Origin of the sequence: Acidovorax facilis, assembly GCF_050626955.1 — a bacterium.
Lineage (GTDB): Bacteria > Pseudomonadota > Gammaproteobacteria > Burkholderiales > Burkholderiaceae_C > Acidovorax > Acidovorax facilis.
Genome location: NZ_CP192460.1, coordinates 128,064 through 153,024, shown reverse-complemented (window position 1 = coordinate 153,024; position 24,961 = coordinate 128,064). Strand labels below are relative to the sequence as shown.

Genomic DNA, 24,961 nt, shown 5'->3' with positions numbered 1-24,961 from the left:
TGGACTTTTTAAACAATTTTTATGGACTTTTTTGGTGATTCCCTCAGAATGGACGCGTGCATTGGAAACCAGACCCCCTCCTCTACCCCAGCCATTTAAGAGCACGCGTCAAGAGGGGACGAGGCCTGCTCCAGGGCGCCGAGTACCTGCCTTGGCTTTACATACGCGACGTTCCTTCACGCGGCACTTCGTTGGGTGGGCATGGCATCGTTACGGGTCGCCCGCATCAAGGTCTTTCCGATCTGGAGGCCACCTATCTGTACCTTATGGAACGTCGTGAGAGTGTGGTGGACATTCGAGAGCAATGGCCTATCTTGGATTTGGATAGGACTCTAGAGCTCTGTACGGAACTTGAGGTTCGACACATATATAAGAGAGGGTTGCCGGAGCCCTTCACGATCGACTTTCTGATCACGGAACTGACGGCGGACGGAAAGAGCTACCGTGCAGCGAGCGTTAAGACTTCTGAAGATGCGGCCGATCCGTCAAAGAGATTGCGTTTAGAGGTGGAGCACAGATGGTGTCAAGAACGAGGCATACCTTGGACGTTGGTAGATACGTCGCGCTTCAATAAGACACTACTTGAAATCCTGCGCTTCATGCGTGGGTGGTTTCGCCATCGTTTCAATCCGGAAACACAACTTGATCCACGCTTCTTACTTGCTTTCGAGAGCTTCTACAAAAGCAACGAGTTGCTCAGTGAGTTAGTGGCAAGGCTCACCAAGACTCTTCGACTCCCCAATTCGCAGGTGCTGGACATGTTTCGGTACTGTGCTTGGTCAGGTCAAATAGATATCTCGCTTGGTCATCCGTTGGCGCTCAATCGACCACTGTTTTTGAATCAGAAGAAGCGATGACTGATTTTCGTGCGCTACCCAATCAGCCAACCCTTCATGTAGGCTTGGCACTGCATGACTCCGAACGACCAGGTCGGTATCTTCGCCTAACTCATATTTTTGAGGATGGGGTATATGCGATGTGGGTGGGCACACCCGAAGAAGCCAGGTATGCCAAACGACCGATTTTCTATTCTTGGAATCAACTTAGCGCGCTCACCTCACCTACATCGAAATGGGGTCGCATAGTACTTCCACAACAGCTCTCCGTGCCAGCCGAAAGCGGTAGTTCTCAGGCAGGAAAAATTCAATCAGCATGGGTCCAGATCGCGCCTGTAATACAAGCATTTGAAAATAGGACGAACCTATCGAGACATCACTTTACCGCCTTAATTCGAGAGAGAGCTTTAAGCATAGACGTTGCGGAAAAGACGCTGCACCGTCTCATCCTTCGTTACTACTACTTCGGCAGCACAAAAATAGCACTGGTTGCACTGCCTCGCGGCCCCAAGCGCACCACGAGGGGTCGTGAAGAGTCAGGTGAAAAAGACCATGCAAATGGCGAAATTCCGGATAAGGCCAATAATCGCCGCGGCCGGAAAACTATTCTGAGCGATGAACTAGGTCCTAATAATTTTGTTGTCACTCCGGATGATGTCGACGACATGCTCAGATGCTATAAGCAATTGCTCAGAAAGGGGCCAACAAATAAGACCACTGCGCACGAAACCTACTTAAGCACTTTTTTCCAGAAGAGCCACCCTGATACTTATCGCCAGTACATAAAAAAACAGATATCAGAGCCAGTAACCTATCGCCAGTTTTGCTACTACATAAATGGTGAGTTGCAGCTTACGGAAGACTTAGCACGAAATGAGCGCAGGCTTCGTCGTGACCCTGCCAACACCAACTCGCTAGTTTCGGCAGGTCCAGGTGAAATATATGAGATCGATTCTACCGGAGGGCGACTCTACCTAGTCTCCAGCGAAAAAAATCCTGTAGTGGTAGGCAAACCAACCATTTACTTCCTAATTGACCGGTGGAGTAGATTTGTCGTCTCAGCGTACATCTCTTTGCGCGCGCCTTCGTACGAGGAAGTTCGCAATACGCTCTTAATTGCATTTACCTCTCGCGAAAAACGCTTCTCGAGATTGGGCATAGAAGTTTCTGACAATCAATGGCCTATAGGCTGCATTCCAGCCGTTATCTGTCCTGATCGTGGATCCGACTTCATGAGTGGATCTATGTTGCAAAGCGTGGTCGATGATCTGCGCATCGACCTGACGCCACTCCCCCCTCTATGCCCAGACGGCAAAGCAATAGTAGAGAGGCTAATCCGCACTATCAAGCAGCGCATGGCGGCATCGGGGATGAAAGGTGTTTACGCAGACCGTCCCTTAGATCCTCAATCAAGAAGGGCCGCACGTAAGGCTGAAGCTGCTGCAGTGCACACACTTGCGGATGCGTACCGAGCGTTAATCGAAATTGTGAAGGACTACAACAACCGTCCCCATCAAGCCCTCAAGCGTCGAAAAATCCTTACACAACACGGCATCGAACCTACGCCGAAAAATGCGTATGTTTGGGGACTCGAAAACATAACGGGACTTCGGTCTGCACCGTACACGGAAGAAGACTATTACCGACTGTTACTCAGTTCAGATAAAGCGAGTATTTCAGGAGGTGTTCTTCGCTACAAGACTCGTGCATATCATCCCTCTAACGAGGCCGCAATCGACTACATCAGGCGATCGCCCAGAAACAGGCCTTCTCTGGACATCCGACTCGACAAGACGCAGCCAGCGGTAATCATGATAGCGAGCAGACACGGCGAATGGCCGTGTTTCGTGATGGGCGCTGGTGACGCAAGGGACAGCGAAGGAATTTCAATTGACGAGGAGGAGGCCTTCGCGGCTGTCAATGCACGCCTTTGGGCCCGCTCCGACCATGAAAGTCGACGCGTACGGGTTGCCGCAAAGGCGGCCAAGCCTGTCAACAACCGGCATAAGAGCGCCCCCGCCGAACGTTTACCTAATGTTGATATGCAACGAGCTAGGTATCAAGAAACCGCAAAACTCAAAAACAAGTTGCATGCCCAAACACACACAGAGTTCGAAGAGCACACGGCCAGTGCGTCCGTTGGGAAAAGCTGGAGTGAAGTGGAGCGAGAGGAGAAGGCTCGATTGGTAGAACTAGTGAAGCTAAACAGGAGCAAGCGATGAAGGATGTTGAGATATTCCCTGCGGTGTATCACGATACAGGAGTTTCTCGATTTGCAGGCAATCCGTTCATTGAGGCAATGCCGCCTCTGGAGCAAAGCAAAAGTGACTTTCTGACTAACCTCGCGCACTACCCAGCGAAGCCGTCGGCAACGCTTCGCAGGAGTAGCGAGGTCGTTCGACTGATGGAGCTGTCCACCATCAACGACATCGTCTACCCTTTCCCTGAATATCAAAAGGCTGGCTTCACCCTGGCCAAGATGGCCCGCGACACTTATGTAGCGCGCCACCCTTTGACTACGATGGACCGGCAGAGGAGGCACGCCATTGCCACCACCGGAACCAATGGTCTACCAATGCCCGCTGACTGGAAACCTTCGGCTAAAGGCTACTTCATGATGTCTGTTAGCGGGCAAGGCAAGACTACTTTCGCAGCTGCAGCTTTGCTGAGATACAAGCAGGTTATTTGCCACTCGAATTATCACGGAGCTGATCTGAAATGCCATCAGGTCGTATACGTTCTTCTCAGAGTGCCTCACGACGCAACACTCAAGTCGTTGTGCCTGCAATTCTTCAACGAGATCGACCGACTGCTAGGAACCGACTATTCGCGGAAGGCGGCAGCGCTACGCAATATTGCGCCCATGGTCGACTTGATGAACAAAGTCGCAACAGCTGTCTCCTTGGGCTTTATTGTCGTTGATGAAGTTCAGAATTTGCGCAGCGCGCGCGCCCAAAATGCGGAGCTTGTACTAAACCTATTCAGTGAAATCATTGAGCGGCTCGGCATTAGCTTGTTGGCGCTTGCAACACCAGCGGTCCAAGCTGTCGTAGAAGGAGCGGTACGAAACACCCGCAAACTCGCTTCCTTCGGGAGCTTGGTAATTGAGCCGATGGCAAGGAATAGCCCTCAGTGGGAAGAATTCTGCGATACGTATTGGGACTATACGTTTGTCAAGACAAAGACAAAGCTGACGAAAGAAATCCTTGATGCTTGGTACACGGCCTCAGCGGGAAATACGGCCTTCGCGGCGCTCGCGTTCACACTATCTCAGCACAATGAGATTGGCGGGCGCGAAATTATCGACGCTACTGCGTTTCAGCGAACCGCGGCGACTGACATGGCATTTCTTGGACCGGCAATTGCAGCCTTGCTCAGCAAGAACCCTGCAAAGCTTCGAATGTTTGACGATCTGCTGTTCAGTCCTAGGTACAAAGCTATGCGCGCCCTGCTTGGGGCAGAGGAGCCTGCTCGACCCAAAGGGGTAAAAAACGATGAGTTTGACGATGTACACGAAGAGAGCGTGCCCCCCAGTCCCGCTGCGACAAAGAACAAAAAAAGGGCCTCGCCTCGGCCGGTTGACCTCCCCTTAGAGGATCCGCTGGCCCGCTGAGACTACTTGCTGATTGACTGGAGTTAGCAAACGTGCACCGCGCTCGCCTCGCTTCAACAACTATCTGCTACACGCCTGAGCTGCTCCATGACGAACTGCTGTATTCATGGCTGTGCAGGTTAGCAATCTTGAATGCGTGGGGAACGGGCCGAGACGCAGTGAGGAAAATTTTTGGTGGCAGGACGGTTACACCCAGCCTTACCCTTCCCACTCACTTCGATGCCATGAACGAGCGATACGCGGGGGCGCTGCCACACGACTCTTTCGCCGCTCTTATGGAAGCCAGTACGCTGCTACCGTATCACAGGCCGTTCTTGGATCACGAGCGCTATGCACAACTAATGGAGGACTCGCGCTCAAGTAACTCCCTTGACTTGAAACTGCGGCTTGGTCTCGTTGCAAACCGGTTCGGAATCAACACGCCACACCGCTTTTGCCCCGCATGTGTAGCCGAAGATATTGAGATGAACGGCTGCCACTACTGGCATCGGCAGCACCATCTACCCGGAGTGAACTGCTGCGTCCGCCATTCTCTGCAGTTGCAACAACAAAGTGTCCCAAAGGAAGGCCTATTTGGCCAACCCCTAATGTATCCAGGCCTTCCTAGCGGCGAGGAATGCATAACCCCTGAATGTGGTTTTCAATTCCGATTTGCGCAACTATCAGCGGATCTCCTGCTGGCAGCACTACCGCCGATAAACAATGCCGATCGCTCCAACGTATATCGAAACCGCCTGTCGGCAAAAGGCTTTCAGTCGAGCCGTCGAAGCCTCGACTACCAATTAGTTGCAACTGAGGTGAGGCACTACTTTGCCGACTTCGCTAACTTTCAGCATCAATCACGACTGCTGCAGACCGCCAGAAGTCCTTTGCGCTGGATTGAAGATCTGGTTGAGCGTCCTGACCGCTCATTGCATCCGATATGCCACCTGCTGATGATTGATTTTTTATTTGGCTCCATAGCAGAGTTCAGCTTGGCAGTTGACGCAGAGCGGTCTTCACGCGAAGCGACACGAGGAAGTGCGCACGCGATTCCTCGTGGTGAGACAAAGAAATCCCTACAAGTACCAGGCCTTGAAATAGAACATCTCCTACGCAACCCGTCATTGTCCTGCCGTCAGATAGCTCAACAAACGGGCAAGAGTGTCGGCACCATCGTCAAGTATCGTAGACAGCGAAAAATCGAAGTGAAAGAGCGTCGTAAATTCGTCGGCGCCCAAACTCGAACTTCGATAGGGCACGACTTGTTGTCAGGTTTGGAATTGCAGTCTATTGCCCTTCGTAATGGGGTTTCCGTGCAAACTATATATCGGGAATTAGCGTACGAGAAGGGCACCAAACTGCACCGCCAACGTTCACTTTTCATGGCACAACGAACGTCTCGGCGTGACCGGTGGATGGGAGTGTTAAAAACGCCTGGCGTTGAGGGAATCTCCAAAGCAAGGTCTCTGGGCTTTTCTGACTATGCTTGGCTCTATCGACATGATCGCAGTTGGCTACTTACTTCCAATGCGCAATATCGCAAATCGGTGAGCACGCGTGGTACGGTGAATTGGCCGGCCCGAGATCAGGAGCTCTGCTCGAAAGTTCTCACTAGGATGATCTTGCTATTAAGGGCTGAACCACCCATGCGAATCTCAGTAGCTCGGCTTTGCTCAGGGCTGGGGCAATCCTCTCAATGGCGCCGCGACAAACTACCCCACTTTAAGGCGCTCTTATCACGTTTTTCGGAGACACCTGAGTCGTTCAGAATTCGGAGGGTTAACTTCGCAATCGATTTTTTAGTGCAACGAGAGTCCGACATTAAATTATGGAAAATTCAGCGTGCTGCAGGCCTTCGTATATGGCCTGCGGACCTTATCGCGTACGCTCAACGACGAATCAACGAGCACACCTAAAGGTCTTGGGCACCAACTAACTCTCTAAGCCCCTTCATGGTATTCCTGCCATACGTTCCCACCCCTTACCCAGACGAAGTTCTGTGCTCGGTTCTCACAAGATTTGTAGTTCACAATGGTGAGAGTGTTTTTCGAAAAATATCAAATTCTGTAGCCCACCTCAGTCCCAATCTTTCAATTTATCAGGCAAGCCCGCCTCATCCTGCAGTCGTAGCATTCATCACCGATCAAATGGGGCTACCAGGAAATGAAGTCACCGATAGGTTAACTACAAGTCAATTCTTTCGAGTATTCAACACGGCTCACAAGAGACCGCTGAACCTAGAGACAGCGGGGTATGGAACACGAAGTGGGAGACTTCGGTCCCTTGGATTCATTCCTTGCAATCACCAACCCGCTGTGCGTTTCTGTCCATCCTGTCTTGATGAGGACTTCAAAAAATACGGTGAGCCCTATCTTCATCGAATTCATCAGATGCAGCCCGCATTGACATGCACAGTTCATGAAGAATGGTTAAGAATTTCATGCCCCAAGTGCAAAATGCTTGTTGTGCCAATTAACAGAATGGTACTTCGACCTATGCCCATCGTCTGCGAATGCGGCGCGGATCTACGGTCATTGCCGGTCAGAAAATCGCCAGTAAGCAGTGCCTTCAAGCGATTGAGTAAATTTTGTGCGGATTCAATTTTTTCTAAAAATTCACTGTGGTCGCACGCTCAAGTCAAGTCCGCCGCCAGCGAAGCTCTTGGACTATCGCCGCATGACTTCTCCACAGGATATATCAAATCTCTTATCAAAGTTTACGGTAAGCCAATCAGCATTTCTCCTCACAAATTCGTTATCGCGCCGCCGAGCAGCGACTGCCATCTCAGACTCAATCTGGATTTGGGGAGGTTTAAAGCTGAGGACTTTGCATCCCTCTTCACTGCCGCTGGACTAACCTTCGACGAATCCGCACTATTAATTTCAAAAAATAGAACTGTCGGCATTCACATCAAGCAAAGGAGTCCGAAGTACGTCTACGGTTTGAAGCACGCCGAAGAAGTCCTCCTGAACTTTTCAAAAGCATACCCAGGCGAGGTGGCTACGAAATTCCAGAGATCTCACCCTCGACTCTACTGGCTCCTGAGGATCCATCATCCAGATTCGATTAAAAGATGGTGTCCAAAGTTGAAAACACTGCCGCCGATTGAGAGCGATAGAAAGAAGTTAGGTCGACTATTAAAAAAAAATGGAGATTTTAAAAAAATATTCGCCAGTGCATCGCGCCCCCTCTTTAGAGCAATTATAAGGGACCAGAACTGGCTGATAAGCACCGCAAAATTAAGCCCATCAGATTTTACAGCCCCCCCACTCAAACCGATCACCAAACTTACATCAGCAAAAATCCCTGCCTCCAAAAATTTGAGCACTCCCACCAACAGAAAAAAAGAACATAAAAATCCAAAAATAGATGACATTGAAAGAGACCTCGTATTCGCATTAATGAAGGCGATTCGCATAGAACGGCGCCCTCATAAGATCACCAGATCAAGACTTTCTCAACTATCATCAAGAGGAGTTTCTTCAATTACCAGAGCAACCCCACCCGGCAGTAGGCTGCACACGATGATAAGCAAAATCAACGCCGACAAAGATCGTAGATTGGCACTGTGGGCAGCACAAGCGTTAGCTCTTGCAGAGACAAATATGACGCCTACAACAGTTCTGCTAGCGGCAGGGCTCAACACGACTTCCCGTAACAGGGAACACGCGCGCTCTGCAATCGATTTGCTTTCAAGCGGATTAAGTCGTCAAGCAATTCGTGAATCTTTTAACACAGACCCAGAGCAGATAGCCCGATTACACCGCCTCAACCGAGTCGACTTAAAACCTCTGAATTAATACAAGCGACATCTTCTAGTCAAATATCGCGAATAATCATCTGACTAAAATCCTTCAACTGCTCTGCGGAGGCGGCTTGCCGCCGATGCTGATATTCCGCCCCCGACGAACCCGACCTCCTCAGCGCCTAGAACTTCGAGGGGGCCACGACGGCATTTACAGCACCATCAAACACATAAATTATGACGACAGGGCGTAATTCACTCGTCGGCTGAACCTAAAAAGTGAGACATCAATTAAGTGATGCAGCAAAAGTGACTAAATTGACGATTACCCACAGGACCAACCGTTTTAAAAGCAATTGTCTTAGTGGCCATACAGGAGGCATGTGACGGCAGAGGTATATTGCTGCGGAAGCTAGATGCACTTGACCACAAAGTACACTGCAAGGTGACCATGCGTTCCGTGTCTACTTGACCAGACCAGGGTATGGTGCCGGTTAAAGTTGCTGGGTATAAAAATGGTTCCTGTGCTCCGGCCAACATCAGATCTACCACGAGATGTGGCGTAAGCCTACTGGCGTTCGCTACGAGCATGCGGGAGATACTGGCGGACAATACGCCACGCAACTCGTGCCCACCCAATCACATGATTTCTAAGCCCCCAGAGTCCATGGAGCCTAAAACTAAGCTCAAGGCGCTCCTCCATAGGATTCATACCCAGGTTGACACAACGTTCTCTGGACTGGGGGTCATTGTGTGGGATGGCGTGTCTACGATACCAATCCTCCCTATGCGAAGTGAACAGCCAAGGGGCATCCATGACAAAACCACATTTGAAGTCTTGATGAATATCTCGCGGGAGGGGAGCCCTTTTCACGATGGATTTCACGTCGTTGACACAGCTCTTGCGCTCATCCAGGTGTCAGTCTATTTTTCACCCGCGATTTCCGCGCAAGTGGAGACTCCTGCGAACGGACTGAGGTTCGGTGGGCGCTACCTTGCAGCTGCCTTCGGGTCTTGCCTTGAGGGCGTGATTTGCACGGGAGTTGTGTCGAAGCAATATGGCCCGATAGTTTTTGAGCACGGAAAGGTGGCGTGATGTTTAGCCTTCTTCCGATGACAAAAGTGATTTCGATGCTAGCTGGACTGTATGCGCTGCTGGCTTTTCTTGTGGCGCTTGGAATGGAACGGCTAGGTATTGAGGTCAGCTTCCTTCGCGTGTTTAGCGGTGCGGTAGTGATCGATCTCGGACTACTGTTCTTCGTCTACGTTGGTTGGCGCTGGATATGGGAAAAAGTGCCCCGTCTCAATCAATGGCTCTATCCCGATCTCAACGGAACCTGGGCTGCATCCATTGACTGGGTAAAGGATGGAAAAACTGGTCTTGCACTGGGTACCGTGTCGATCAAACAGAATTTTTTCACGCTTTCTATTGAGATGGATGCCCCACGATCTGAGTCGCGCACCATAGCGCTTTCAGTCAAGAAAGATCCGGAATCCGCGCGGCCCTTGCTCCACTACATCTACGAGGTGAGGGAAAAGTATCAATCGCCCGGGCAGAACATGGTTTACCAGGGAGCCGCGTCTTTGGTCGTCGATGTCGCCACCTATGATCGCCTCAGCGGCAACTATTTCACCAGTCGTGAATCCGGCGGTCATTTCGAGTTCCGACGCACGCTGTAAAAACGATCACCAATATGGAGCCGTTTGGAGGGGGGCAATCTTTGATTGGTCGGCGATTTGAATTGAGGCCTACATGTCGGAGACGCATGTCAATTCTGCCCCCATACCGACTCCGCACCAGTTAGAAACTCGGCCGACGATCAAGAAGACCATCGGTTTAGAAACCCCCTGCGCGATGTCCTGCCAGTGCTTGAGGTCGACGCCTGATGGCAAGGGGGCGTCTTCAGGGTGCGTGTGCCATTCGCCGACGTAGTCTATTGTCTCGCCGCTTTCTTTCCAACGACGCCGCGACACCCGCTGGTGATGTGTGGCATGACGGAAGAATCCGAAACGCCGCTGAACATCTGCCGCCGTCGGGAAGGTAGCTTCTGTCACGTGGGTGTGGGGGCCGCGGCGGTAGCCCATCAGAATGCCGCCAGCCTCGGGTGCGGACGCCGTCAGCTGCCTGAGGCCCAATAGCCGCTCCAATAATTGCGGCTCAATGAGCAGCATCGCGCCATTACGGCCGAATGGCAGTGGCTTGAGCATCACGAGGCCCGCAAGCGGGGCAGGCAGCCAATCGAGAGACGTCCTGATTTTTGACGCCGTAGACGTTCGCATTGGCCATCGCGCTGGTTCGGAATCGCGGGCTTGCCCGTCCGTATTGAAGCCAGTCGACTACAACTTCCAAGCACAGCGCCGCCGCAGCCATCGGTGCGCTGACCGCGTACGGCGTGAAGCCATTGCAGCCCAGTTGTTTGCGCGTGGGCAGCTCTTTCAGGACCGGGAAGCGCTCCTGCCGATAGTGATTGTGCTCAGCCTGCAACAGGCATCGGAAGCATCCGAGGCGGCGCCCCTCTGCCCAGAAAGTCTGGACGCATTCCCCGTTCCCCCGGATCCGTACGTGGAGCACCGGTACTTCAGTGCCTTTGTCCAGGCGCATGGCGTTGATCATCTCGCTCACAATCTCCTCGCCAGTTGCATCAATCACCAGATCCGCATCGAAGAGGTCTGGGAGTCCCTTGACACTGCGGACGCGGGCCCGGATTTTTGCGAATGGGAACTGTCGCTTGAGCTCTTCGGCCAATGCTTCGGCTTTGCTCTTGAAGAGCGCAGGGTAGCCCAGCACATGCCGGCCAAGGTTCTCCGGCTTCATGTCATCGTAGTCCACAAGGTCCAGACATCCTGCACCCGTGCCGGCGCCCAGCCGCACGAGACCCGGTGCAACATGCGAGCCGATGGCACCGCAGCCGACTACGGTGATCTTCTTTCCTTTCAGGTCGGGGAACGTCAGATTGCGGCTGTGGACGAAGTCCGGGCCGAACTCGGTGATCGCCAGCCTACTGATCTTGCTCGTTCCCCCTCTCGTGTGGAGAAATTGGCGATAGAGCCTAGGCTTCCTGGCAGCGCCAAGCCGATGTAGCGGATCCAGATCAAAACCGAACCCTAGCCACCCCAGCGGTGTGTGGATGGCGAACGTTGCGATGGAGTACTTGAGATACTGTGTCTCGCGTTCGAGCACGCGTTGAAGTTGCTGGTACAGCCGGTGATCCCATGCCTGGAGCCACGCGAATAGCTCTTTGATGGTCGCCGGGATTGCTTTCGGTACCGCAGGCCGCGTCTGAGTTGCGAACAGCCAGCACGGACACTTCGTCTCTTTGGGAGGCTGGGCCCCTAACGCCAAGGCAAGCGCTTCGACTTCCTCCTTGTTGTCGGCGACAACGGCGTGCGAAGCACCTGCAATGTCCAAGAACCAGTAGTTCGACGACTGGGTCGTTCGGTCAACGTTCCCGATCAGCACCGAATAGACGGCGGAGGATTCGCCGTGCGACCAGTGCTGCAGGAATTCGTCCTGGATGTCGTCGTGCCTGAAATCAGGGTCATGCCGGATGCGATCCAGCACGAGTTGCGCCTGGTCCAGGCACTGCGCAATCGATTCTGCCGGATCGAACCGGTCCAACACCACTGCGCCAGAGGCAAAGTAGCACAGACCTCCCGATGCATACACGTGCGGCGATAGGGGCGGCAGGACATCGAGGTGATCGAGGATCCTGATCGAGGGGTAGGTCAGAAAGTCCCAGTCGGTGACGCTGAGCCTGACCTTGATCGGCCCGCCCTTACACGGAAGTGCTCCATCGAATGACCGCGTGCCTCGCCGATAGCCGCTGGGCGTGAAGCCGCGCGACCTCAGCAGCCGGAGCGCCTCGCCAAGGAGCGATGCCGCAGCCTCCGGCATTGCTCAGCCTGCGCTTGTCGAATTCACTACTGGGCGAGATACCCGATCTGCGCCGACCAGCCGGACGACGTCGTCGCCGCTGTCCGGCTCAACCAGGTCCGTCCGGTAGGGCACGCGGCTGCCCAACTGTGCTCGGAGGATATCGATCGCGTCACCGGCCAAGTGCGATGCTTTCATTCTGGCTGCCTGGATCTGGGAAGCCAGTGTTGCAGCAAGGGTCGATGCGTGTTGGCGGCCATTGGCATCCAGGCGCTTGTTGAAATCTTCCTTGCCTTCTGCGATAGCGGGCTCGTGCACGTTGCCCTTCAGCGCGATCGACAACGCCCGTGCGGATCTCTCAAGCGCCACGTCGTCGCGCCCACGCTTGGGTTCGAAGGCTTGCGCCACGGCGATCATGATGCACACTGAAGTGGGGCCGTCGCCGGCCTTCCAGTGCAGGTCACGCCAGGCCTTCAGGTAACGGCACACGCGCTGCAGTTGCTCGGTGTGCTCCTCGACACGGTCAAGGAACCACCGAGATACCTCTTCGGGGTCCGACGGTTTCCATTCGCCCGAGCGCGTCGCCATCATGATGTCGACCATGTCCTCCCACTGCTGCAGGGTGAAATCCTCTTCTGCAAATTCTGCGGCGAGCGCTTCACGTGCGTCCGATTTCGCGGCCGCATCGAACACGCGTTTCTCGACGATTTGCGCAAACTGTGCTTCCGGCGCCGCGTACAACGGGATATCGATATGCGCCCAGGCATTTATCTGCACCCGAATGCATGTGTCCTTGCCGCTGTACAGCTTCCAGCCCTTTTCTTTGCAAAGATCCTTCAAGAGGCCTTCGACCAGTTTGAAGTAGAGCTGGGCCATGGCGTGCGGAGGCCCACTTTCCTCCCACACAGACACTGGCAGGTAGACACCGAAGTCCCAGTCCATTTCCTGGGGCGGATGCCAGGCTGGCTGCACGCAGGTTTGGTACGACCACGAGCCTTGTGTCCGGAAACGCGGGGTGACGGCCTTGTCCATGCCCAGCGCCTTGATCGTCGCTTCTCGGATTCGTGGCCTCAAGTGATCGCGGATCTCGTTCTTGGCTTCAACCAGCACCCGGCGCTGGTCCTTGGTAGGTTCGATACTGTTGATGAACACTTCTTCGGCAGTAGCGAAGAGCAGGCGGTTGAGTTTGAGCATGTTTCTTGGGCCTCAGGTGCGTGCGTTCTCGCCGTGGAAGAAGATCGGTTTGGAGGGCGAATGCTCCAAAAAGGTTTGGAATTCCGGCTTGCTGATGCAAACTTTGGAGCGTTGGGTAGCTGCGCTCAGCAGAACTTCGCGGGCGTTTTTGTCTGCAATGTCCAATGCAACAGCACGGGCACGTTCGTCGTGAAGTTCGTCGTCTACATGGCAGTAGTGTTTTCCCAGGCGGTGCGTCAGCATGAAATCGCTCAAGACCTCCTGCGCCGAAATGGAGAGGCCGAAGAGACGCCGGGACATCTTGATCGGCCACCCGCCGCCCCAGTCTCGGACCCCACCTTGCCGGTCTTGTCTGGGGTCCACAGTGAAGCGCGACGACATCGTGCCGACCGCCATCAGGCGGACGTTGTCGATGTCCTGGCCGAAGAACTTGTGGGCCTCATGCAAACCAAGGAGCCCGGGGGCATTGGCGTATAAGCCGCCATCGACATACTGGCTGTTGTTGAAGCAGTGTCTTGGGAAGTACGCCGGGGCTGCGCTGGTGGCCATCGCGACGTCTACGATGGTGAAATGGCGATCCCGCTTGAAATCGACATGATGCGGCGTCTTGAAAACTACCGGTTCACCGGTAGAGTAATTCAGACTCGGGATGATGACAGGGTGTTTGCATGCACCCAAGAGCCGGTCGCCAAATAGCTTGGAGTCAGACAGTAGCTTCTTCAGCGGCTCCGGTGAATAAGGCGACCGCCAGAATCCGAAGAGTGACCAGCGCTTGTCGAAAATCTCCTCCCCGTGGTCGACAAACAGGTCTACGATATCTTGCGCCGGAATCTCAAGGGCAAGTGCCAACGCCAGGATCCCACCGATTGAAGTACCTGTGATCAGATCGAAACGCGATGCAAGCGGCGCTTCGATCTCTTTCTCGACATCCGCTATGACTTTTGCGGTGTACAGCCCTCGGAAGCCTCCACCAGAGAGGGCGAGAATCTGAAAGGGCTTGCGCACATTGTGGGGCATTGGGGATAACTGGTTGTTTCTAGCACTCCGCGATGGCGAGTGCTATGAAACACTATATATGGGTATCAACCAGTGTCAATACACTACCAGTAGCGCAGTATAAACATACAGCCTGCTTTTAAATACAGCTTAATTGCGCCTTGGCTGATCGCTTTCTGCCGCGCTGCGCCACTGGCGTCTACCCTCCCCAAGGTACACATCCAGCGCGCGGTATTTCATCGGCCCTCCTTCACTTCCGAATTCTGGTCACCCACGATTCCAATGGATGGCGCTCCCAGCTGCCGTTCCAGCGGACTCAGCAAGGTGCGCTCCCCCCCTTTGGATTCGAACGATGCAGCAGCCGTCTTGGGCATCAGAACCAGCTCAAGGCCCAGCTCGGACGCCAGCGCCATGGCATTGCTGATGCGCGGGGAGACTTTGCCATCGAGGATCTGCCGCACGGCCAGTGGCGTGAGCCCCGTGTTGGTTGCCAGCGCCGCCAGGGTCACCCCCTGCTCTTGCTTGGCGGCTGACAGTGCAGCAGCGAACTGACCAACGGTTTTCATAAGTAAACTAAAGAAAAAACAACGAATCTTTAGATAAGTATAGCCATCTATCGCTCGCGATGAATACTAGACTATAGAATGAGCCCTAAAAATTCAGTTAACTATAGATTCTGTAAAGCGATGCATTACGACGCCGTCCTCATCCCCATGGACAAGCCCCGTATCCAGCTCCTGGAGCCTTGTATTGCAACGCCCGAGCCTTGAATGGAATCCAGCCCAGGCTGTACTTGCTGGACTGAGGTTGCCCCTGAAAACTGGAGTTTTTACCTCAGCCCGATGCAGTACGAGCAGCGCTGGTACGAGGCACAGCGTAAAAAGGCCGCGTGAACCGTGGGTTATTGACCAGGCCTTTGTGCATTTGAAATTATCTGTACCGCCCTCAACTCAGATTCATGCAAGCAACCGACATGAGATCGCTGAGCCGCGAAGCGCGGCACGAGCGCCGCGTGCAGGTCATCCGACTGCGTAAAGCCGGTAATACCTACGACGAGATTGCAGCGCTCACGGGTCTGAGCCGCACGGGCGTCTTCAACATCTGCAGGCGCCATGCGGCACACGGCGCCAAGGCTCTGCACGACACCATTGGCGGACGCAAGTTCGGAGAAAACCGCTTGCTCGATGCCGACCAGGAGGCCCTGGTGCGAAAGCTCATTGCCGACAAGACGCCAGATCAGCTCAAGATGCCCTATGCGCTGTGGACCCGCGCGGCAGTGGCCCAACTCATTGAGCAGCGCTTTGGCATCCGGCTGCAAGTGCGCACCATGGGCAAGTACCTGGCCCGCTGGGGCTTCACACCACAAAAGCCTATGAAGAAGGCTTACGAGCAGTCGCCAGCGGCGGTCAAGAAATGGCTCGATGAGGACTACCCGGTCATCGCCGCACGCGCCAAGGCTGAAGGAGCCGAGATTCACTGGGGCGACGAGAGCGGGCTGCGCAGCGACGACGTGCGCGGCAGGAGCTTCGCGCCCAAGGGCCAGACACCGGTGGTGCGGGTCAACAACAAGCGCCATGGCCTGTCGGTGATCTCCACCGTGACCAACAAGGGCCAGATGCGCTGGAGCAGCTTTGACGGGGCGCTCAACACCACGATTCTGATCGACTTCCTGCGCCGACTGATCAAGGGCCAGAGCAGGAAGCTGTTCCTGATCCTGGACAACCTGCGGGTGCACCACGCCAAGCCGGTCAAGGCCAGGCTGGCAGAGCACGCTGACGCCATCGAGGTGTTCTACCTACCGAGCTACAGCCCGGAGTTGAACCCCGATGAGATGGCCAATGCAGACATCAAACAGGCGGTGACCAAGCTGGCCCCGGCGCGCACGAAGATGCAGTTGGTGAAGGCCACGGCCAAACACTTGCGCAGCGTGCAACGTCAGCCCGAGCGCATTCGAAAGTACTTCGACCACGCCCCGGTTCGCTACGCTGCTTGAGTCAAGTTCACAGGGGGCGGATCAATAAGAGCTACACGAAACAGGGGCAAGGTCAGTTCTGTCATGTGCGCCAGCCAGATCTCGCGAACAAGCGTCCAGGGAAGTAGTTGGATTCACCTGGTGACTGGTGCAGCCAGCTAGCAGTTGCTGATGGCCTTGATTTGGATCGCCGCAATCAGCCTGAAACTGAATAAGCAATTCTGGGTTAATTTTCACCGGCTATGGTTTGCGTGTAAATCAACAACTAGCCTGCCTGCTGGGTGCCAGCACCCCTTTTTCATCAAGCTTTGCACGCGCTGCCGATATCTCAATGAATCTGGCGCTTTCTCCTCACGTCCCCTGTGCCGACGGGAATTGCACCACCAGCAGGCGGCGACGATGTTGGGCGCTACATCGCGGCCTTGCTGTTGGCGCGCAGTGAGATGCTCTGCAGTGCACCGAAGGAACTTACGCCACCGTGTGGGCGCGCTTGATTGCGAAAGTTCAGGAAGCGTGGGCTCAATCATTTTTAGCCCGCAGTAAAAGCAGCAGCCCTGTTGGGCGATCGCGGACTGGATACGGAGTTTGGCCAGCTTGTTCATTTGGCAGCAGGGGTAGTGTTGAAGCTACTCCCGTTGCCGATATCCGGACAGGTCGGGCGCCGGGGCATCGCACCACTCGGCTATGCGCCAGGTAACCCGGACGCGGCCGGGTTCGCGTTAGCCCGGACAACCAATAATTTATATCGCTGCGTCCAGTCGGCGCAAGTACCGGCTGTTGCACGCATGCGTCATGCTGACTCAACAGGTAACTCGACTTGCTGCGCCGGATCCTTCGCCCTGTGCACAAACAGCTCCACCGGTGGCACCTTGATCAGCGACTCTGCCCGTTCGATGGTGCCGTGCAGCCAAGTGTCCCAGTCCCCCTTTTCCAGCGGAACCACCGTACGTTTGTCCTGCATGTCCGGCGCGCGCTTGGGGTCAGGCCTGTGCATCAGGTTGAGCACCGGCACTTCATCGCAGTTCTGCGAGATCATGGTTTCTCAACAGCAGTAACTGTTACCGGCACTTATCACCAGCGCGCTGCGACCACCAATTCGCAAACGCAAGAAGGTCGGCGTGATGCGAATCCGTGTGTACCAACAGGTCGCCCGCGTTGGGCGACCCGGTAATCCCACGCAAAATCAATGCGCGATGGATCGCGGCATCGACGCCCACGAAGTACGGCAAGTAGTCGTCGACGAAGGCGATCGGCTTTAGGGAGTTGAGCGTGTCGGCCTTAGGGCTCGCGGCCGTTGCCACGTTGTCGGTGGCGTGGACCAGGTGAATCGGGAATCCGTGCAGTCTCAGGTTGTGCTCGCGAGCTGCCCTGAATTCCGCAGGCAAGGCCGTGACGCATACCAGTTCGTAGCCCGCCGCGGCGAGCTTGTGGCACGCCTCAATCGCTCCTGGAACCGGCGGGATCGATGACCAGAACTCGTTGTCGAAGGCCCGCCGAAGCAGATCAAGCCTATCCCCTTCAACTCGCTCCACTTCCCATCTGTCGATGGGCCAGTAGGCGAGCGGATCGCGCTCGCCAGGGTACGTGCCGAACGCCTTCTGCCAAGCGCTGGCATAGGCCAAGCCGTAGTCCAGGAGGACTCCGTCAGCGTCAAGCGCGATGATTCCTTTGGTCATCAGGAAGTTTCGCACAGCAGAGCACGCCTGCACGCGCGGGTTGGGGGGCTCCCTTGTTGTCGGGACTGCTAAGCGGCAACAGTTACGTGTGCCTTCGAGAGGATGTGTTTGCCTCGCGGTGCCCCAGAACTGACGATGCAATGAGACCAACGGCGCCACCAACGATGGCCATGTCGGCGATGTTGAATGCCGGCCAGTGCCAGCCGTGCAGGTGGAAGTCCAGATAGTCAATCACGGACCCGCGCACAGCCCGGTCGAAGGCATTGCCCAGGGCGCCGCCCAGGATGAGGCTATAAGCCAAGCCCTCGAGGCTGCGCACCGGCTTGGCGAGCAGCCAAGCGAGCCAGGCCGACGCGCCCAGGGCGATGGCCAGGAAGAACCAGCGTTGCCATCCGCCGGTGCCGGCCAGGAAGCTGAAGGCCGCGCCGGGGTTCAGTACGTGGACCAGGCTGAAGAACGGTGCGACCTCGCGCGACCAGCCGAGCAGGGTGGTCAGATGAATCCAGGTCTTGGCAGTCTGGTCTGCGGCAAAGACTACAAGCGCAAGGCAATACCAGCGAGCTGGTCGGTTGACATACTTCATCGTTCTTGTTGGTTAGACCAGATCGCAGGGCCGTGGTTGGATTCAGCGCGTTGCCGCACCGTGCTCGGCCGTGAGTGCTATTGACGCGGACAGAATTTCAGCGAGTTCCGGTCTCACAGCATTGGCGCGAAGGCACTGACCGTGGCCCGGCCAGGGTTGCCAAGCGGCAGCCTGCCCGAGAGGTGGCCAAGCGGCACCAGCAGGATCCTAAACAGCTGGCCCGCGGCTTCCCGCACGTCACGCTCACGCGCGGCCAGGGCCAGCATGTACCAATGACTCCGCAGATGAAGCCAGAAGCGCTCTTGGCCAAGCACGTGCGCGGCCTCCAGGACCTTCCACCGGTCAGGTCCTCGGGATCTCGCCCGCTCCACGAGGTGAGCAAATGCTGCCCCGCGCTGCCGATCGTCTATGGCTGTCAGGTTCGTCATTTGAGACTCAGGATGCGCCGGGCACCGTTCAAGACGATCAGACCCACCACGGTGCCGATGACCAGATCAGGGTAGTTGGATCCGGTCATGGCCACCAGGAAGCCAGCCAGGATCACGCCCGCATTGGCGATCACGTCGTTGGCCGAGAAGATGTAGCTTGCCTTCATGTGCGCACCGGCATCCCGCTTCTTGGATATCAAGACCAGGCAGATGACGTTGGCGATCAGGGCCACCAGGCCCATCCCCATCATCAGGCCCGAGACAGGTTCGCTCCCGGCGATGAAGCGTCGAACGACCTCGCTGAGTGCCATGAGCGCAAGCGCCAGTTGCAACCAGCCCGCCGTGTGAGCCGCACGCGTCTTAAGGGCAGCTGCTCGGCCGACGGCAAACAGGGACAGCCCATACACCGCAGCGTCGGCGAACATGTCGAGCGAGTCGGCGATGAGCCCGGTCGATTGAGCGATGAAGCCCATCACGATCTCGATCACGAACATGGCCGCATTGATCGAGAGCAGTATCCATAGCAGCCTGGCCTCGGCCGCATTGTCAGGCGGGTCGATTTCATCGTCGTCACCCATGACCGCGTCCGATTCCAGCAGCTTGGCGCCCAGACCCAACGGCTCCAGGCGTTGCAGGACCTGCGCCACCGGAGCGCCATGCACTGCGGTCAGCTTGCGGTTGGCCAAGTCGAAGGACAGGGATTTCACCCCGGGAACGTCTTGCAGGGCCAACTTGATCATGTTCTCTTCCGATGGGCAATCCATCTTCGGGACATGGAAGGTGCTCTTGAAGCTGCCGGCGGCGCTATCGTCTACCGCGGCCGAATGCACCAGCTTCGCGCCCAAGCCCAGCGGTTCGAGACGCTGCAACACCTCGGCGACCGGCGCGCGATGCACGGCCACCAGCTTTCGGCCCGGCAGGTCGAAGGTGAGCGACTGCACGCCTTCGACGCTTTGCAAGGCCATCTTGATCATGTTCTCCTCGGACGGGCAATCCATCTTCGGAACGGCAAAGGTACTTTCGAATTTTGTGGTGGCGCTCATGGGTATTCCTCGGACTGCATAATTGGAAACCCTCTAGCAACTACAAAGTCAAGCCCGCTGCAAGGGCGGCTCATCCATGAAGATCGGCGACCTGGCCAAGGCCACCAATACGCTTCCCGAAACGGTCCGCTTCTACGAGCGCGAGGGACTGCTGCCGTCCCCCGCCCGGACCGAGGGGAACTACCGCAGCTACACGGCTGAGCACGCCCAGCGGCTCGCCTTCATTCGGCACTGCCGCAGCCTGGACATGACGCTGGCTGAGATCCGCACGCTGCTGCACTTCAAAGACGCTCCTTCCGAGAATTGCGGCGTCGTGGATGAGCTGATTGCAAGTCACATCGAGCAGGTCGTGGTCCGCATCCGGGAGCTGAAGGCGTTGGAAGCCGAATTGCGCTCACTGCACCGCAGCTGCTCGGTTGGCCGTGCCGCGGTCAACTGCGGCATCCTGGGTGGACTTGAGCGCGCGGCCAAGCAGAATTCAAAGAATGTGCGCTCGTTACCACTCGGTTCTTGACGCAGCGCGGCTGCGCGAATTCTTTCGAGCCATCCGCGACAGCGGCTTGGATGTTCTCGATCGAGATGTCTTTCCAGGACGCTTTGCGCCCATCGTGAGGCGCCCGCCCGAGCTCGAATCGGGCGACGAGGCGGTTCCTGAGCGCGAGGCCGTTGTCGCGCGGTTCGGCCTGATCCCTTTCTGGGCCACCGATATGCGCAAGGTGAAGCTGACGTACAACGCCCGCTCCGAAACAGTTGCCACCGCGAGGCCGTTCCAGGCCGCTTGGAAGAAGGCCCAGCACTGCATTGTCCCGGCTGAGGCCATCTACGAGCCAGACTGGCGCTCGAACGTGCACGTGCCCACACGTATCAGCGCGGCCGACGGCAGCCCCTTGGCGATCGCCGGGCTATGGAACACTTGGCATTCGCCTGCAGGAGAGCGCGTTCATACCTTCACGCTCATGACGGTCAACGCCGACTCCCATCCCGTCATGTGCAACTATCACCGCCCAGGCGAAGAGAAGCGTATGGTCGTCCTGCTGGACGAATCCCAGTACGACGCCTGGCTGGACGCGCCCGCCGAAGGCTCGATGGACTTCATGCAGGCTTGTCCGCCTGAGCGCCTGGCAGCCACCGGCGAGCCGGTCGAGCGAGCGCCGGCTAAGGCCGTTCCTCAAACAGCTTCCCTATTCGACTAGCGTGTCGGTGCCCCGGGCACGAAGCTCACGACCTTCGCGTGGCCGGTCGCATGCAGAATCCTGACCTCCTGCCGCAGCGCTTCGTTCACCGAGGCCATGGCCTGAAGCTGCTTGCGCAGGTCCAAGTTCTCGGCGCGCAAATCACGGGCAGTCTCCTGTTCGCGTTTGAGCGCCGCCTTGAGGCTGTCCTCGCTTGCGCCGGGCTCTCGGCCGCTCAGGCGGCGAACCTCCTTCGCGACATCCGGGTAGCGGTTGTGAATCAACGCTGGAGTGACGCCGACCTCGACCGCTAGGGCTGTGATCGTCGGAACGGCCTCGGCACGCTGCAGGCGTGCCAGAGCCTCCCACAGATCGGCGGTCGTTGTGTCTCGATTGCGCCCGCGAACCTCTTCGGGCGCCTGGCGTCGGTCCCATCTGGCTTTCATAGCGGTTCGATCCCCGGCCCCAGCTGCTTCAAGACGTCTTCGACCCGGTGGAGGTCTCGTTGCACGCGCTGGACCGCTGCCGGTCCCAACTCGCGGGCCTCCACTTGGAGCTCCAGTTGGTGGGCGTGTATTGCCTGCCACGCGATCCGCTGGGAACTGTCGATCACAGAGTCATTGCAGGCGCCGCACCGCCACGGCTCATACAGACCGGCCCCGCCACAGCCATCATCCTGGGCCAAGCAGTACGAATGGCCGGTGCTGCGGATATTGATCCAATCGGCCGTCTCCTCGATGAGAGTTTCGCGGCTAGGGAAGTCGTGGGCCCGCATGCTCACGATTCGCTGGCCGGCGCGCCCCGCCAGGGGCGTATCCGCGTGGAGCCAGCCTTCGATCAGCTCGACTTTTCGGGCACTGATCTCCGTGAACAGGTCTTCAAACAGCGCGTCATCTTGCATAGGGTTCGCCGCATACAGCTGCGTCATCTCGATGCTCGAGTGTTTGAACTGCTCCTTGAGGAAGAGGACATTTCCCAGGCGATGCCGCACGAAGGTCCAGGCGTACGCCCGGCGCAGTTGGTGAGGCGAGAGGCGCCAATCAACGCCGGCGTAGGCGGCAAAGCCTTTCATCCGGCCGGCCCAATGCAGGCCGGACACGGTCCGGATCTGCGGTGTCGGGCCTGAATTGCTCAGGAACGTTTGCCCAGTCGATGCGCTTGCTGCTGGGGGTCAGGTTCGACTGCTCGAAGTAGGGCCACAGCTCCCACACGTCGTCGCGGTAACGGCTCAGGACTTGGGTGGCGCCGGCCGGGCCCGGCGCAGAGCTGACGACCAGGTCAGCTGGCGCGCCGTCAGGGGCGGTTGCCGGGGCCATCGATGGTTGTGCGTGGCTAGGCAAGTGCGCCTCCCGAGATGCGGTACCGACTCCAGAATTTCAGAGGCTTGCTGCGGGCGGCCTCTCTGGACTGGGTCACCAGTTCCTCATCGAATTTGTCCATGGTGAACAGGTCAATTTGAGTGCGTATGAGCGTGAAGTATTCAGCCCATTCGCGGGACCTCGTGTTCCTGCTCTCGGCTTCCAGGAACCAGTAGAAGCTGAAGAGGCGGTGCAGGTCTTCACTGGTGCCGACCACGGTGTAGCTGCGACAGCTGAAGCAGCTCAAGAAATACGAGCAGCGCTGGTACGAGGCACAGCGTAAAAAGGCCGCGTGAATCGTGGGTTAAGAACTACACGAAACAGGGGCAAGGTCACTCGGGCCTGGACCGGTGCCTGCGCCGCCATGGGGCGGGCAACCTCAACGCCCTCAAGCCCCAGGAGCCACAGCCTGTGCACAAGGCGTTCAAGAGCTACGAGCCTGGCTATGTGCACATGGACGTGAAGTACCTGCCCCAGATGCAGGACGAATCGCAACGGCGCTACCTGTTTGTGGCCATCGACCGGGCCACGCGATGGGTGTTCGTACAACTCAAGGCCAACAAGACAGCCGCCAGTGCACGGGCCTTTCTGAGGGCATTGCACAAGGCCTGTCCGATCAGGATCACCAAGCTGCTGACCGACAACGGCAAGGAGTTCACGGACCGCCTGTTTGCCAGCAGGGAGCGCGAGCCCAGCGGCAACCATGAGTTCGACCAGTTGTGCCAAGAACTGAGTATCGAACACCGGTTGACCAAGCCCAGAACACCGAGAACCAATGGCATGGTCGAACGATTCAATGGCCGCATTGCCGATGTGCTCAAGACCCACCGGTTCAACAGCCGCGAGGACATGGAGCAGACCTTGCTGCGCTATGTGGTTTTGTACAACCACCAGCTGCCGCAGTCAGCACTCAAGAGCAAGACGCCGATGCAAGCCATGAAGGATTGGTATCAGGAGCACCCGCACCTGTTCCACAAGCGACCCTATGATCGTCCGGGATGCGACACATAGCAGTTTATGTTGGTTGCATCACAGCCCATTCATCCGATTCAAGATGGGTTGGCCGGACGCATACAGTTGATGGAGATGCGGTCTCCGAACTGAATGGTAAATCGGGTCAGGGCAGCTTTCCAATCCCGGATGGGCATGGTGAACCGCCCCGGGGCGGTTCACACCCACCGGGCTACTCATAACGGCGCACTGTGCATAACGACTCAAAACGGTCGCTCAAACGAATAAAAATTCAGGGGACTTCTCGGTCAGATTTCCGCAGATTGCCGCCGAAACACCGTTGCACCTGCCAATGGGCTTCGGTTCGAGGCTCGACGGCGTCTAGATCAACCGGGTCGATTCACCATAGAGCGTAGGGCGGCACTTCAATGTCAATATCTTGTTGAGTGCCACGCGACCCCGTTTTCGTCCATCGTGACTTCTATGGTGGCCTGTGCGATGAGAAAGTTTATGCAAGCAACTGCCTCACCTGTTGCCAGGCTCAGTTGCTGCGCATCCTGTTCTCCGATGGAGCGATGAAAGAGTGCAGCGAACGTATCGATGATCCGTTGAGGCCCGGTAGTCAATGTCTGACGTAACCGATTCAGTGCACTATTTTGGCCTGACCTGAGCGAGTCAAGGCGTTCATGCAGTCCATAAAAGGGCTCGTTGTGAGAGGGGAGTACCAACACATCGTTGGGAACATCCCTCATTAGTTTGTCGAGCCCTTCGTACCACTCCTTCAGCGGATTGGCCTGTGGCTCGCTGGCGAACACCGAAACATTCGACGAAATCTTCGGTAGCACCTGGTCGCCGGAGATCAGCAGTTTCAAGTCGGGGCAGTACAGAGAGGCATGTTCTGGTGAGTGGCCGCCGGTGGTGATGATCCGCCAGCCATATTTACCCAACTGGACGTGGTCGCCGTCCTGCAACCGTCGGTAGCTGTCAGGCAGAGCGTGGATATGTTTACCAAAGCTGCCGAAGCGACTGCGGTAGCTTTCAATGGCTGCCTCCGACCAGCCGGCGCATCTATTGAAGAGCACGCCGTCGGGCGGGGCTTCGCGGTTCGTGTCGGCATGCATCACGCGGCAGGTCAGGTACTCCAGCCGGCTCATGTGCAGCGGCACACCAAAGCGACGCGTGAACCAACCAGCCAAGCCGATGTGGTCTGGGTGCATGTGTGTGGCGAAAACGCCTTGGAGTGGCCGTGCCAGCGGCCCGTGCGCCATGAGGGCCAGCCAGTCGGCCACGGTGTCGGGGTTATTCAGGCCGGTATCTACCAGCACCCAGCCATCATGGGTATCTATGGCCCATACATTGATGTGGTCGAGTCGGAATGGCATCGACAGTCGGATCCAGCGTACGCCCGGGGCGATCTCGACCCAGTGTCGTGACGATGGTGGCTTGAATGGATAAATAAGTGGATTGGCTGCGAGTTCAATCATTGCTATCGTTTCATGAGGTAAGCGACGGTATAGCCACTAGGTGCATCAGACCAA

24 protein-coding genes and 2 pseudogenes are annotated in these 24,961 nt (G+C 56.5%); 11 read left to right on the top strand and 15 right to left on the bottom strand.

Translation table 11 applies throughout. The annotated features are described in order from the left end of the window. Positions 1-266 precede the first annotated feature (266 nt). The 7 genes and pseudogenes from ACQ4MJ_RS00725 (at position 267) to ACQ4MJ_RS00695 (ending at position 9,856) form a co-directional block, all read left to right on the top strand. Positions 267-857, top strand: coding sequence for a TnsA endonuclease N-terminal domain-containing protein (locus ACQ4MJ_RS00725; protein WP_082564904.1), 591 nt, complete (start codon positions 267-269; stop codon positions 855-857). After that, positions 854-3,058, top strand: a complete 2,205-nt coding sequence (locus ACQ4MJ_RS00720) for a DDE-type integrase/transposase/recombinase (RefSeq protein WP_082564903.1) — start codon at positions 854-856, stop codon at positions 3,056-3,058. Before ACQ4MJ_RS00725 ends, ACQ4MJ_RS00720 begins: the two co-directional genes overlap by 4 nt. Beyond that, a complete protein-coding gene (locus ACQ4MJ_RS00715; RefSeq protein ID WP_056642864.1) occupies positions 3,055-4,449 on the top strand; it encodes an ATP-binding protein in 1,395 nt (464 codons plus the stop codon). The genes ACQ4MJ_RS00720 and ACQ4MJ_RS00715 overlap by 4 nt, the downstream gene beginning before the upstream one ends. 32 nt (positions 4,450-4,481) lie before the next feature. Next, positions 4,482-6,347: a TnsD family Tn7-like transposition protein gene (locus ACQ4MJ_RS00710; protein ID WP_082564902.1), complete on the top strand. Its 1,866-nt coding sequence runs from the start codon at positions 4,482-4,484 to the stop codon at positions 6,345-6,347. 36 nt (positions 6,348-6,383) lie between these two features. Then, positions 6,384-6,842 (top strand): annotated as a pseudogene (locus tag ACQ4MJ_RS00705) (TniQ family protein); the annotation flags it as partial. A gap of 84 nt (positions 6,843-6,926) precedes the next feature. Beyond that, positions 6,927-8,231 carry a hypothetical protein gene (locus ACQ4MJ_RS00700; protein WP_233250702.1) on the top strand — a complete coding sequence of 435 codons (1,305 nt, stop codon included), beginning with the start codon at positions 6,927-6,929 and terminating at the stop codon, positions 8,229-8,231. A gap of 1,058 nt (positions 8,232-9,289) precedes the next feature. Beyond that, the gene (locus ACQ4MJ_RS00695; RefSeq protein WP_156391408.1) at positions 9,290-9,856 is read left to right on the top strand and encodes a hypothetical protein; all 567 of its coding nucleotides are present in this window, start codon (positions 9,290-9,292) and stop codon (positions 9,854-9,856) included. A 69-nt stretch (positions 9,857-9,925) separates the two neighbouring features. Here the strand turns inward: ACQ4MJ_RS00695 and ACQ4MJ_RS00690 are convergent, their stop codons facing one another. The 5 genes from ACQ4MJ_RS00690 to ACQ4MJ_RS00670 form a co-directional block, all read right to left on the bottom strand. Next, positions 9,926-10,384 (bottom strand): Mov34/MPN/PAD-1 family protein, encoded by a 459-nt coding sequence (locus ACQ4MJ_RS00690; RefSeq protein ID WP_158276489.1) that lies wholly within the window; start codon positions 10,382-10,384, stop codon positions 9,926-9,928. Next, complete coding sequence (locus ACQ4MJ_RS00685; RefSeq protein ID WP_056642852.1) at positions 10,356-12,071, bottom strand: ThiF family adenylyltransferase; 1,716 nt, start codon at positions 12,069-12,071, stop codon at positions 10,356-10,358. The genes ACQ4MJ_RS00690 and ACQ4MJ_RS00685 overlap by 29 nt, the downstream gene beginning before the upstream one ends. A gap of 3 nt (positions 12,072-12,074) precedes the next feature. After that, entirely contained in the window at positions 12,075-13,244 is a 1,170-nt protein-coding gene (locus ACQ4MJ_RS00680; protein WP_056642848.1) for a CBASS cGAMP synthase, read from the bottom strand. A 12-nt stretch (positions 13,245-13,256) separates the two neighbouring features. Then, positions 13,257-14,261 (bottom strand): CBASS cGAMP-activated phospholipase, encoded by a 1,005-nt coding sequence (locus ACQ4MJ_RS00675; protein WP_056642845.1) that lies wholly within the window; start codon positions 14,259-14,261, stop codon positions 13,257-13,259. Positions 14,262-14,476: 215 nt separating this feature from the next. Further along, positions 14,477-14,806 (bottom strand): helix-turn-helix domain-containing protein, encoded by a 330-nt coding sequence (locus ACQ4MJ_RS00670; RefSeq protein WP_056642842.1) that lies wholly within the window; start codon positions 14,804-14,806, stop codon positions 14,477-14,479. A gap of 392 nt (positions 14,807-15,198) precedes the next feature. On the opposite strand from ACQ4MJ_RS00670, the gene ACQ4MJ_RS00665 reads away from it, so the two are divergent. Beyond that, positions 15,199-16,233, top strand: a complete 1,035-nt coding sequence (locus tag ACQ4MJ_RS00665; RefSeq protein ID WP_056642839.1) for an IS630 family transposase — start codon at positions 15,199-15,201, stop codon at positions 16,231-16,233. 212 nt (positions 16,234-16,445) lie between these two features. On the opposite strand, the gene ACQ4MJ_RS00660 is transcribed toward ACQ4MJ_RS00665, so the two are convergent. From ACQ4MJ_RS00660 to ACQ4MJ_RS00635, 6 genes are all read right to left on the bottom strand, one after another. Next, the gene (locus tag ACQ4MJ_RS00660) at positions 16,446-16,739 is read right to left on the bottom strand and encodes an HNH endonuclease (RefSeq protein WP_366931137.1); all 294 of its coding nucleotides are present in this window, start codon (positions 16,737-16,739) and stop codon (positions 16,446-16,448) included. 263 nt (positions 16,740-17,002) lie between these two features. Further along, on the bottom strand, positions 17,003-17,248 hold the full coding sequence (locus ACQ4MJ_RS00655) for a hypothetical protein (protein WP_199227788.1): 246 nt from the start codon (positions 17,246-17,248) through the stop codon (positions 17,003-17,005). Between the two features lie 22 nt (positions 17,249-17,270). Then, a complete protein-coding gene (locus tag ACQ4MJ_RS00650; RefSeq protein ID WP_020228492.1) occupies positions 17,271-17,888 on the bottom strand; it encodes a 5' nucleotidase, NT5C type in 618 nt (205 codons plus the stop codon). 82 nt (positions 17,889-17,970) lie between these two features. Beyond that, positions 17,971-18,471 carry a signal peptidase II gene (gene lspA, locus ACQ4MJ_RS00645; protein ID WP_020228493.1) on the bottom strand — a complete coding sequence of 167 codons (501 nt, stop codon included), beginning with the start codon at positions 18,469-18,471 and terminating at the stop codon, positions 17,971-17,973. A 113-nt stretch (positions 18,472-18,584) separates the two neighbouring features. Next, entirely contained in the window at positions 18,585-18,899 is a 315-nt protein-coding gene (locus tag ACQ4MJ_RS00640; protein ID WP_020228494.1) for a DUF3703 domain-containing protein, read from the bottom strand. Beyond that, positions 18,896-19,942, bottom strand: coding sequence for a cation transporter (locus tag ACQ4MJ_RS00635; protein ID WP_056642836.1), 1,047 nt, complete (start codon positions 19,940-19,942; stop codon positions 18,896-18,898). The genes ACQ4MJ_RS00640 and ACQ4MJ_RS00635 overlap by 4 nt, the downstream gene beginning before the upstream one ends. 76 nt (positions 19,943-20,018) lie before the next feature. On the opposite strand from ACQ4MJ_RS00635, the gene cadR reads away from it, so the two are divergent. Together cadR and ACQ4MJ_RS00625 are read left to right on the top strand one after the other, a co-directional pair. After that, positions 20,019-20,456 (top strand): Cd(II)/Pb(II)-responsive transcriptional regulator, encoded by a 438-nt coding sequence (cadR, locus tag ACQ4MJ_RS00630; protein ID WP_020228496.1) that lies wholly within the window; start codon positions 20,019-20,021, stop codon positions 20,454-20,456. Beyond that, positions 20,428-21,135: an SOS response-associated peptidase gene (locus ACQ4MJ_RS00625; protein ID WP_082564899.1), complete on the top strand. Its 708-nt coding sequence runs from the start codon at positions 20,428-20,430 to the stop codon at positions 21,133-21,135. Before cadR ends, ACQ4MJ_RS00625 begins: the two co-directional genes overlap by 29 nt. Here the strand turns inward: ACQ4MJ_RS00625 and ACQ4MJ_RS00620 are convergent. From ACQ4MJ_RS00620 to ACQ4MJ_RS00610, 3 genes are all read right to left on the bottom strand, one after another. Then, positions 21,132-21,560 (bottom strand): hypothetical protein, encoded by a 429-nt coding sequence (locus tag ACQ4MJ_RS00620; RefSeq protein ID WP_020228498.1) that lies wholly within the window; start codon positions 21,558-21,560, stop codon positions 21,132-21,134. The two genes, ACQ4MJ_RS00625 and ACQ4MJ_RS00620, sit on opposite strands and share 4 nt — an antisense overlap. Beyond that, positions 21,557-22,213 (bottom strand): tyrosine-type recombinase/integrase, encoded by a 657-nt coding sequence (locus ACQ4MJ_RS00615; RefSeq protein ID WP_108499779.1) that lies wholly within the window; start codon positions 22,211-22,213, stop codon positions 21,557-21,559. Before ACQ4MJ_RS00615 ends, ACQ4MJ_RS00620 begins: the two co-directional genes overlap by 4 nt. A 233-nt stretch (positions 22,214-22,446) precedes the next feature. Continuing rightward, on the bottom strand, positions 22,447-22,689 hold the full coding sequence (locus tag ACQ4MJ_RS00610; RefSeq protein ID WP_056642833.1) for a hypothetical protein: 243 nt from the start codon (positions 22,687-22,689) through the stop codon (positions 22,447-22,449). Between the two features lie 119 nt (positions 22,690-22,808). Here ACQ4MJ_RS00610 and ACQ4MJ_RS00605 point away from each other — a divergent pair. Beyond that, positions 22,809-23,483: pseudogene (locus tag ACQ4MJ_RS00605) on the top strand (DDE-type integrase/transposase/recombinase); the annotation flags it as partial. A 371-nt stretch (positions 23,484-23,854) separates the two neighbouring features. Here the strand turns inward: ACQ4MJ_RS00605 and ACQ4MJ_RS00600 are convergent. Next, positions 23,855-24,907 carry an MBL fold metallo-hydrolase gene (locus ACQ4MJ_RS00600; RefSeq protein ID WP_056642830.1) on the bottom strand — a complete coding sequence of 351 codons (1,053 nt, stop codon included), beginning with the start codon at positions 24,905-24,907 and terminating at the stop codon, positions 23,855-23,857. Positions 24,908-24,961: the final 54 nt, after the last annotated feature.